Genomic DNA, 9,623 nt, shown 5'->3' with positions numbered 1-9,623 from the left:
CCCCCCCCCCCCCCCCCCCCCCCCCCCCCCCCCCCCCCCCCCCCCCCCCCCCCCCCCCCCCCCCCCCCCCCCCCCCCCCCCCCCCCCCCCCCCCCCCCCCCCTTTTTCACGCAGAAGACGGCATACGCGATGATACCTCCTGTCTCGTGGGCTCGGAGATGTGTATAAGAGACAGGACTGCTGTTGGTGAAATGGGGTACTCAGCCGACACAACAGTGTGCCGTGAACTACCAGGCCAAAACACAAAACAGCACTGATTACGAAATTATCGAGGCGAGCTGCAAATGATCAACGTTATCCATAAATTCACCGCCATGCGCCAGCGCCCTAAATCAGCCATGCTGTTTTTGTTACTGATGTTGGCCGGGCAACAGGCATATGCTCAATGTCGAGTTAATACGACCAGGCCGCAGGACATCATTATGAACGTCGGCAGGGTATTGATTACGCCGGATACCAAGGTGGGCGATATCCTGGCCACCGGCAAGTTCGATATCAGCCGGGATAACAATATTTCTTGCAGCGGTAATAGCACGTTGTACGGTCGCATTTTACAAGGCGGCCCGAGCTCCATCAGCGACAAAATCTGGACCACCAACGTGCCGGGGGTGGGGTTGCGGCTTTATCGCCAGATAGGCACACAGGAAGGAGCCTATTACCCGCATGAGATCTACCGTAACGGCGCGGTGTATCTGGCTGAGGGGTATTTTGTGGTTGAGGTGATCAAGATTGCCCAGAATACCGGTACCGGCTCGTTAGCCCCCGGGCAGTATTCTTCTTACTATGCGGATGGGACGGGCCCTTCAAGACCGATCCTGATCTCCCACGTATTGGCGAACAGTATCACCATTGTCACCTCGTCCTGTTCGGTGGACGCCGGTTCGAAAAACAAGGTGATCAACCTGAGTACGGTGGCGACTGCGGCGTTTAAAGGCGTGGGCAGTACCGCCGCAGAGCAGGACTTTTCGATTAATATCAACTGCGTCGGTGGTTCGGGGACGGAGCTGTTACCTGGTGGTACAGGGGAGGGGCTGGTGAACGTACGTTTTGACTATACCCGCGATACCTCGAATGCACCGGGCGTACTCCAGCCTGTACAGGATAGCAATGCCGCCAGCGGCGTTGGAGTCCAACTGCTGACCGGCAATAACTCAACGCCAATCACTAGCGGCACGGCGGTGTATGCCGGGCATACTATTGCCAACCAGACCAATACCATCACTTTGCCGCTCAAGGCGCGTTACTACCAGACTGCAGCGAAAATGAAGGGCGGTACCATCAAATCGATTGCCACCTTTACCCTCGAATATAACTGATAAGACATCACTCAGTTCAATGGGGTGAGGTGCTGCTGCGCCCGTTTAGCGGGAGCTGAAAAGGCCAATGGGTTTATACACCCGTTGGCCTTTTTGCTTTTAACGCTGGCCGACCCAGTTGGTGCAGCCTTCGTCTACGCATTGGCGCTTGTACAGTGAATGCAGGCTCGGTGTGCTGTGCCGATAGTTGTGCTCTGAGGAGAGGGCCACTTCATCTTGCTGCGGCGTGCGGCGATAGACCGCTGGCGTTTCACCGAACTGCTTTTTAAAGGCCCGGGAAAATGAAGGCTGGGAATCAAAATGGAACTGCAGGGCGATATCCAGTATTGGGCGAGGGGTAGCGCGTAGTGCCTGTGCGGCCTTGGACAAACGGCGCTCGCGGATATAGCTACCGAGCGCATGGCCAGTGGTACTGCGGAACATACGTTGTAGATGCCATTTGGAGTAGCCAGATTTTGCCGCCACGTTATCCAACAGCAGCGGTTGATCCAGGTGGTTTTCGATCCAGTTCAGCAAGTCATGAATGATATTGGCGCGATCCATTGGTTTAATTCTCCTGCAGCGACGACATTCGGGTCACAGTCAAATGGGACTTAATAATCCAAGTTTATTCTTTGATAATAGGCGCGCATGGGCGGTTACGCAAGGGTAAACTTGGATAATTGACGTGGCGAAAAATGCTCCGCCAGGGGTAGGGGTTTAGCTGCTCCTCAACCCATAGGGTGAGAGAGCCCCCCTGCGTCTCTGATGAGGCTGCGCTGCTCGAGAACGTGATGAGAAAGATAGATGGGTGATGTATTACGTAGAAAAATCAGCGAACTCGATCGGTCCTCCCTACTTTTTGGGAGAGAGAGTTGCTCTGCGTCTCTGATGAGGCCGTGCTGTTCCGGAACGTGATGAGAAAGAAGATGGATGAAGTATTACGCAGAAAAATCAGTGAACTCGATCAGTCCCCTCTCCTTTTGGGAGAGGGAGTTGCCCTGCGTCTCTGATGAGGCCGTGCTGTTCCGGAACGTGATGAGAAAGATAGATGGTTGATATATTACGCAGAAAAATCAGCGAACTCGATCGGTCCCCTCTCCTTTTGGGAGAGGGTTAGGGTGAGGGGAACATGCCCCTCTGGATCACTTGATGTTCATGGCGTCGCGCATGGTGAAGAACAGGTCGGTCTGATCGGTCAGCCCCACAATATTGGCGGCATGCGGGCCATAAGCGGCAACGCGCAACTGAGTGCCGGTATGGCCCTGAGAGCCTTCTTCCGAGTTGCCATAGCTGATGGTCATCACCGCGCCGTCTTTGGTGGTTAATGATTGGGTCAGCCCCGGTGCCTTGGCCTTGGCGGCAATAATCTGGCTGGAATGAGCGTGGTCGGCGGTGACGATCACCAGGGTATTACCATCGGCGCGGGCGAACTCCAACGCTTTTTGTACTGCCTCATCCAGATCGACCGTTTCGCCAAACTGGCCGCATGGGTTGGCATCATGATCCTGTTTGTCGATGGACGCCCCTTCCACCTGCAGGAAGAAACCGTTCGGATTGTTCTTCAGCAGCTCGATGGCTTTCTCGGTCATCGCCGCCAGCGTTGGCACATTGGTGCCGCGCTCTGGGTTATTCTCACAGGTCACCGCAGGCTGATCGAGATTACCGTGGTAGGACGCTTTTGGCCCCTTCCAACGTACTGGCATATTGCCTGGTGCAAACAGGCCTAACAGCGGCTTTTGCTGATTGGCGAGGTTAATCGCGTTCAGACCTTCGGCATCCTCCACCCATTGGTAGCCTAACGCGGCGGCCTGGGCTTTCAGCGTTTTCCCCTGCCATTCACCGCTTTTCGCCAACTGAGCGAAGGATTTTGCCCCACCGCCTAGCGTGACGTCGGCACGGGTTTTAATCAACTGCTCGGTGATTGATCCGTGCCCGCCGTTTTCCAGCGCGTTGCTGGCACATTGCTCACTGGTCTCCTCTGGGCCGTAGCACTTGCGCGAGGTTACGTGCGAAACCAGTGCCGCCGGTGTGGCATCTTGCAGTTCCGCCGTGGAGACGTTGCCGGTGGCTTTACCTGCGGCCTTGGCCAGTTCCAAAATCGTCGGCTGATCTTTGCCATTCACATCCACGCCTAACGCGCCGTTGTAGGTCTTGACGCCAGTAGCCCAGGCGGTGGCCGAGGCGGCAGAGTCGGTGACATAGTCCGGTTTATGGCTTTTCTTATCCAGCGAGTAGTGGGTGTATTGGCCGGTCAGCGGCAGGGCATCGATCCCCTTGAAATAACCGCCTGCGCCTTCGGCATAGTTGCGTGCACCGGTGATTTCCGAATCGCCCATGCCGTCGCCGATCAGCAGGATCACGTTTTTGGCGGTTTTATTCGACAGCGAAGCTTGCAGGGCGGCGGTTTGATCGCTTGCCAATCGGCGTGCACCGCCGGGTTCGGTAATATCGCCACGAGCCGCGCGGTTGTTGAGCTGATTGTTGTCAGCCAGGGCGGTGGAGCATAACAGAGCGGATAATACGGCGCTGGCGATCAGGGAAACGGACTGCTGCATGGGTAGGGCTCCTTGTCGTAATACAAAAATACGGTTGGCATTATTTTGTTACACGGGAGAGTAGAGCAGGAAAGTGACATTTTTATGACGAAAGACGAGTGAGAAGGGATAGCCTTTCCTGGCTATCCCAATGGGTTATCAGGCTTGGCGGGCAGGAATATTGATGCCGCGCTGTACGGCTGGCCTTGCCAATCCGCGTTCCAGCCATTGGCCAACAAGGGGGAAGTTGTCGAACTCCACCACGTCGCGCGCTTCATAAAAACCGATCAGGTTGCGTACCCAGCCGAGCAGGGAGATATCGGCAATGGTGTATTCCGAACCCATGATCCAATCACGCCCTTGCAGCCGTTCTTCCAGCACACCCAGCAGCCGTTTGGACTCCTTCTGGTAGCGTTCAAATGGCCGTTTGTCTTCATATTCACGCCCGGCGAATTTGTGGAAGAAGCCTAGCTGACCGAACATTGGCCCAACGGACGCCATCTGGAAAAACACCCACTGGATGGTTTCATAACGCTGGGCGGGATCCTTGGGTAACAACTGACCGCATTTCTCTGCCAGATATAGCAGGATTGCCCCGGACTCGAACAACGCTAACGGTTTGCCGTCTGGGCCGGCAGGATCGAGGATCGCCGGGATTTTACCGTTAGGGTTGAGCGACAGGAACTCCGGTGTCCAGGTTTCATTTTTGCCGATATCGATCAGGTGTGCCTCATAAGGTAGGCCGATCTCTTCGAGCATGATGGAGACTTTCACTCCATTAGGGGTCGGTAGCGAGTAGAGTTGTAACCGTTCTGGATGCTTGGCGGGCCAACGTTTGGCGATCGGGAATTGGTTAATATCGGACATGATAACTCCTCGGATATGACGGGATCGTCAACAGGTAAACCCATTGAGTATGGCAGCTAAGCTAGCGCGTCAGGCATTTAAAGCGCCAGGCCAAAATGTGCGCTCAGCGCTTTTCTACCGGCGGCGGTCAGTTGCAGCTCACGGCTGTCTAGCTGGCGCTGAACCCATCCGCGCTTTTCAAATGCGGCCAATATGGCAGCGCCCAGTGCGCCACCGAGGTGAGCCTTACGTTCGCTCCAGTCCAGACAATCGCAGGCAAAGCGCCGCCGGGTCGGGGCTGGGGAGCAATCGATACCCAACTGTGTCAAGGCAGCCTGCCCAGCCTCACTGAGCTGATAGTCGTTATCCCCGATTAGCCAGGCCCGTGCCAGCAACTGATGATGTAATTGGACCGCGATCTCACCCGCCATGTGGTCATAGCAGGTTCGTGCATAACGTAATGAGGCCGGAGTGCTACTTTTGACCGTCGGGCGTTCTACACCGGCCAACGCCATCAGGCTTTCCAGCATGTCGGCCACCGGTTTGCCCGCCAGACGGTAAAAGCGATTGCGGCCCTGTTTGACACAGCCGATCAGATTCTGTTCCTGCAAACGTGCCAGATGACTGCTAGCGGTGGAGGCCGCGACGTCCACCGCCGCACTCAGCTCCGTTGCGGTATAGGCGCGCCCATCCATCAGCAGGCACAGCATGCGCGCTCGGGTGCGATCGGCGATAGCGGCCGTCAATGCGGCCAGGCGGTCTTCAAGCGTATTGTCATTCATACTTCGAGAATAACCGAAGTATTGCTGCTCGTCTAACCCGACAATGGCTACTCTCTATTACCATCTGAAGGAAATTGCCATGACGGCCTGCCCCTTTTCAGTTGCATCGCGGCAAGCGGTGCGTGAAGCCTTAACCCATCCTCACCTCGGCGTTCGCCCCAAGGATGAGCCGGTACCCGCAGCTTTAATTGGGACGCCCGCTCAATCGATTTTCGCCTCTCTGGTACGTATGAATGATGGTGCCGGGCAGCGTGAATTAAAGGGGGCGATCGAGGAGGCTCTGGCCGCGTTCACAGACGATGAGATCCGCCAGACTACGGTTTGCGTGGCTCAACGGTTAGCGGCCGGTTTGACAACGGCAGAGCAACTCACCCGGTTTAACTACGCTTTGCCGATTTGCGTGCTGGCAGACTTATTGGGCGTGGCCCATCAGGATCGATCTGCCTTGGTGGACGAGGTGTTGGACTTTGTGCGCTGTATTGCTCCTGGCGGTAGCGCAGAGCAGATGGCTGCGGGGGCCATTGCCGCCGGAAAATTGCAAACTCGTATGCAGCAGGCTGATGGGCCGCTGCTCTATCAATTGTGCCAATACATTGGCGATCGTGCTCTGGCGATAGCCAATGCCATCGGGCTACTGTTCCAAGCCTGTGAGGGGACCGCCGGATTAATCGGCCAGACGCTGTTACTGACAAGTCAGCGCCATCAACCGGCAGAGGCGTTGATCCAGGCGGTGTTGCAGCAAACTCCACCGATCCATACTACCCGCAGGTTTGCGCGACAGGCTACGTTGCTTGATGGTCAAACGCTGGCGGTGGGGCAGAGCGTATTGGTGCAGTTGAAAACGCCGCAGGAGAGTTTTGCCTTTGGTCATGGTGCTCATCGTTGCCCTGGAGAACGTTGGGCACGGTTGATCGCCTTGGTGGGGATCGGCCATTTATCCAAACTCAACCTTAAGCCCGAACTGTTAAGCCAGTTTCGCTGGCGTGTTTCGCAAAATGCGCGTGTACCTGAATTTTATACTGCCGAGGAGAACGATGATGATCGCGGTGATTTTTGAACTACGGGCTGCCGCTGGGCAGCGGGAAACCTATCTAGAGTTGGCGGCGGAGCTGAAACCGTTGCTGGCAGAAATTGACGGCTTTATCTCTATCGAACGTTTTCAGAGCCTGAGCGAGCCGGACAAGTTGTTATCGCTGTCGTTCTGGCGTGATGAGGCGGCGGTACAGCAGTGGCGCAACCTGGAGCAACACCGTCAGGCCCAGGCGCGTGGCAGGCATGAGGTGTTGGAATATTACCGGTTACGGGTGGCCGAGGTGGTGCGGGATTATGGCTTGGAACCGCGTGAGCAGGCTCCGGCGGATAGCCGCCATTTTCATGGTTGAATGATCCAGCGCCGAGGTTCCGGCGCTGGATTGTATTAACTTAATGATTTGATAACTTAATGATTAAAATGGCTTGGTTGGCAGGTACTTACCATCCAGCGTGATCACCGCGCGTTCACCCCCATCGGGATCCTGGACCTTTTTGATATCCAGCTTGAAGTTGATCGCGCTGATCACCCCGTCACCAAATTGTTCATGTACCAGTGCCCGCAGGGTTGAGCCGTAGATCTGTACCATCTCGTAGAAACGATAGATGGTCGGGTCGGTCGGCACACCGCCGGGGATACTGCCGCGTACCGGGATGGCTTGCAGCAGGCGCACCGCATCTTCATCCAAACCCAATTTTGCTGCAACCACGCGGGCGGCCTGTTCCGGCAACGGGTGTTGGCCAAGCAGTGCGGCGGTGACGAACGCCAGGCTCAAGCCGGTGCCTTGGTTAATCGCCTCAAAGGTCAGGCCCTGGCGGACTTTGGCATCCATGATGATGTCGGTCAGGTTCTGGCGTGCGCAAGTGTTTTGTAGAGATTGTGTCATGTGAAATCCTCTTGATGATTAATAGGTTAGAAACGTTGCATGGCTGGGCTGGCGGTGACGCTCGGGTTGCTCGCCAACGGTACGAAACGGCGGGTATTGCCATCTAATGCGTCAATACAGCCGGTAGCGATATCGTAGACCCAGCCATGCAGCCGCAGATTGCCTCGATCGAGCGCCAGCGCGACCGAAGGGTGAGTTTTCAGGTTGGTCAGTTGGGCAATGACGTTTTCACGCACCATCGAGTTAATGCGATCGTGCTCGCTGGCGTGCTCATTGGCCTGATTGACCGCCTTGGCCGCATCGGCATAGCGCAGCCAGTTGGCTACGGTTGGCATGTGATCCAGGCATTTGCAGGTGGCAATGGCGGTCATGGCGCCGCAATCGGAGTGGCCGCAAATCACAATATCCTCTACGCCTAGCGCGGCAACGGCATATTCAACCGAGGCTGAAACACCACCAGGCTCAGGCCCGAAAGAAGGCACGATATTGCCTGCGTTGCGGATAACGAACAGGTCGCCCGGTTCGCGTTGGGTGATCAGTTCCGGCACCAATCGGCTGTCGGAACATGAGATAAATAGGGTGCGTGGGCTCTGGCTGGTAGCCAGACGTTTGAACAGCTCTGTACGCTCAACAAATGCCTCGCGCTGGAACTTCAGAAAACCGTCAATAACCTCTTGCATGGTGACTCCATCAATGTGTGGCTTGCTTTCAATGGAGGCAAGAATGGACTTTTCTAGCTATAGGTTCCAAGACTCATTTATAATCGTCACGATAGGAATAACTAATAGTTGAAGCGTTATGTTACTGCGGCACATACGTTACTTTCTGGCGGTGGCCGAGCAGGGGAACTTCACCCGGGCGGCAGAGGTGCTGCATGTTTCTCAGCCCACCTTGTCACAGCAGATCAAACAGTTGGAAGAGACGTTACAGGTAGCGTTGTTCGATCGTTCGGGGCGTAGGGTGCAACTCACCGATGCGGGGCAGGCGTGGATGCGCTATGCCCGTCTGGCGTTACAGGATCTGGATGCTGGCAAGCGGGCCATTCAGGATGTCGCAACGTTGGAACGCGGCAATCTGCGCTTGGCTATGACGCCGACCTTTACCTCCTACCTGATTGGCCCGTTGGTCGACGGCTTTTTCCGGCGCTACCCAGGTATTACGCTGAATATCCGTGAGATGACGCAGGATAAGATGGAGGCGTTATTGTGCGATGACCAATTGGATCTCGGGATTGCCTTCGAGCCGGTTCACTCTGCGGATATAGCCGCGACCAGGCTGTTCACGGAGCGGCTGCAACTGATGGTGGGGAAGGGGCATCAGCTTACCAAGCACCGCGCTGCCTTGAACGTAGCGGAGGTGCAACAGGTGCCATTGGTGCTACTCAACGGTGATTTCGCCACGCGTCATTACGTGGACGAATATTGCCAGCAGCACGCGATTTATCCTCAGGTTGCCATGGAGGCGAATGCGATTAGCGCCATTGTCGAGATTGTGCGCCACGGCCAGCTCGCGACCATTCTGCCGCAGGCCATTGCACGGAGTAATCCGCTGCTGCTGCCTATCAAGCTGTCGGTTCCCATGCCCGAACGCCATGCCGTGGTGTTGCAACGCAAAGAGGGTTACCGCAGTGCAGCTTCACGGGCGTTGATTGCGATGTTGCAAGATCAGGTCAAGGAAATGGGCTAAAAAAGTGACGGGTTTGGTTATCCGTTAATTCGTTCTGATGGGGATATTTAGCTGGCGAATATCTCCACACCCCGAGCGCCGAGCAAATCTTCACCAAAACTTCCCACGATCTCTGTGTTGCGTTATGGCATAATGCGCGCCAAATCACATTCCCAATCAAATTAAGAGCGAGCGCTGTGTTAAGCACTAACAACATCACAATATAGTTTCTTATTGTAATATACCCAAGATAATTCAAGTGGCTTGAAGGCGGCATGGTCGAGAGTCGCCAAGATCATAGTCCACTATGTGATTGGTGCGAGCTAACGCAGCCAACACCCAAGCAACTTGGAGCATGGCGGGTATAAAATTGTATCTAATTTTAAATAAAGTTTCACGAGATGGAATTTACATGTTGACTTTTATAAGTAACATGATAAGTTTTCATTATTTTAACTGAGGGCAACATGCGATATATTAAAGAAAGTAACGAGCGTCTTTACTATCATTCATTTCTTGGTAATGAACTGGATTTTTATGGATATCTCGAAGTGACGACTTTATTGATGTTTTACATTAAAT

Annotated in this window: 10 protein-coding genes; 4 read left to right on the top strand and 6 right to left on the bottom strand. The window is 55.0% G+C overall.

What is annotated here, in order from left to right:
- Positions 1-284: 284 nt before the first annotated feature.
- Complete coding sequence (locus JHD74_RS24655; RefSeq protein WP_024527547.1) at positions 285-1,316, top strand: fimbrial protein; 1,032 nt, start codon at positions 285-287, stop codon at positions 1,314-1,316.
- 99 nt (positions 1,317-1,415) lie between these two features.
- Here JHD74_RS24655 and JHD74_RS24650 read toward each other — a convergent pair whose 3' ends face one another.
- From JHD74_RS24650 to JHD74_RS24635, 4 genes are all read right to left on the bottom strand, one after another.
- The gene (locus JHD74_RS24650; protein WP_199063745.1) at positions 1,416-1,859 is read right to left on the bottom strand and encodes a helix-turn-helix domain-containing protein; all 444 of its coding nucleotides are present in this window, start codon (positions 1,857-1,859) and stop codon (positions 1,416-1,418) included.
- Between the two features lie 581 nt (positions 1,860-2,440).
- Positions 2,441-3,853: an alkaline phosphatase gene (gene phoA / locus JHD74_RS24645; RefSeq protein ID WP_199063744.1), complete on the bottom strand. Its 1,413-nt coding sequence runs from the start codon at positions 3,851-3,853 to the stop codon at positions 2,441-2,443.
- A gap of 138 nt (positions 3,854-3,991) precedes the next feature.
- On the bottom strand, positions 3,992-4,699 hold the full coding sequence (locus JHD74_RS24640) for a glutathione S-transferase N-terminal domain-containing protein (RefSeq protein ID WP_199063743.1): 708 nt from the start codon (positions 4,697-4,699) through the stop codon (positions 3,992-3,994).
- A 77-nt stretch (positions 4,700-4,776) separates the two neighbouring features.
- Positions 4,777-5,460 (bottom strand): helix-turn-helix transcriptional regulator, encoded by a 684-nt coding sequence (locus JHD74_RS24635; protein ID WP_074031722.1) that lies wholly within the window; start codon positions 5,458-5,460, stop codon positions 4,777-4,779.
- 79 nt (positions 5,461-5,539) lie between these two features.
- On the opposite strand from JHD74_RS24635, the gene JHD74_RS24630 reads away from it, so the two are divergent.
- The gene (locus JHD74_RS24630; protein ID WP_199063742.1) at positions 5,540-6,517 is read left to right on the top strand and encodes a cytochrome P450; all 978 of its coding nucleotides are present in this window, start codon (positions 5,540-5,542) and stop codon (positions 6,515-6,517) included.
- Positions 6,498-6,842, top strand: a complete 345-nt coding sequence (locus JHD74_RS24625) for an antibiotic biosynthesis monooxygenase (RefSeq protein ID WP_098928001.1) — start codon at positions 6,498-6,500, stop codon at positions 6,840-6,842. Before JHD74_RS24630 ends, JHD74_RS24625 begins: the two co-directional genes overlap by 20 nt.
- 63 nt (positions 6,843-6,905) lie before the next feature.
- Here JHD74_RS24625 and cynS read toward each other — a convergent pair whose 3' ends face one another.
- Positions 6,906-7,376: a cyanase gene (cynS, locus tag JHD74_RS24620; protein ID WP_024531253.1), complete on the bottom strand. Its 471-nt coding sequence runs from the start codon at positions 7,374-7,376 to the stop codon at positions 6,906-6,908.
- Between the two features lie 26 nt (positions 7,377-7,402).
- Positions 7,403-8,056 (bottom strand): carbonic anhydrase, encoded by a 654-nt coding sequence (locus JHD74_RS24615; protein ID WP_199063741.1) that lies wholly within the window; start codon positions 8,054-8,056, stop codon positions 7,403-7,405.
- Positions 8,057-8,174: 118 nt separating this feature from the next.
- Here JHD74_RS24615 and cynR point away from each other — a divergent pair, with 118 nt between their 5' ends.
- Complete coding sequence (cynR, locus tag JHD74_RS24610) at positions 8,175-9,062, top strand: transcriptional regulator CynR (protein WP_199063740.1); 888 nt, start codon at positions 8,175-8,177, stop codon at positions 9,060-9,062.
- The last annotated feature ends 561 nt before the right edge of the window (positions 9,063-9,623 follow it).

It is taken from the genome of Serratia sp. ASV30, from assembly GCF_016428815.1.
Classification (GTDB): Bacteria; Pseudomonadota; Gammaproteobacteria; order Enterobacterales; family Enterobacteriaceae; genus Chania; species Chania fonticola_C.
This window is presented reverse-complemented; position numbering and strand designations above follow the sequence as displayed.